The organism is Streptomyces sp. 8P21H-1, assembly GCF_013302945.1.
Genome location: NZ_JABTYA010000054.1, coordinates 1 through 378 on the forward strand (window position 1 = coordinate 1; position 378 = coordinate 378).

General features: G+C 77.2%; 1 protein-coding gene. It reads left to right on the forward strand.

Annotation, left to right across the window (positions count from 1 at the left end; all coding sequences use genetic code 11):
* The coding region (locus tag HO151_RS01010) for a response regulator transcription factor (protein ID WP_173894249.1) at positions 1-291 on the forward strand (291 nt) is incomplete at its 5' end.
* Positions 292-378: the final 87 nt, after the last annotated feature.

Consider the following 378-nt stretch of genomic DNA (forward strand, 5'->3'; position numbering starts at 1 on the left):
GCCGGTCCGCCCGGACGGACCCCGTCCGCTCCCGCCGACCCGGCCGGGGCGCTGGGCCTCACCGGCCGGGAGCGCGACGTGCTGCGGCTGGTGGCCGCGGGGCGCAGCAACCGGCAGATCGCCGGGGAGCTGTTCATCTCCCCGAAGACGGCCAGCGTGCACGTCTCGAACATCCTGGCCAAGCTCGGGGTCTCCGGGCGGGGGGAGGCGGCGGCGCTGGCGCACCGGATGCGCCTGTTCCCACCGGAAGAGACCGGCCCGCCCGCCACCGACGCACCCGCCACGAACTAGTCCGTCACCGGCGCGCCCGTCACCGGCCGGTCGGTCGCCGGTCCGCCTGTCACCGGCGCGTCCACCACGGACCAGTCGGTCGCCGGT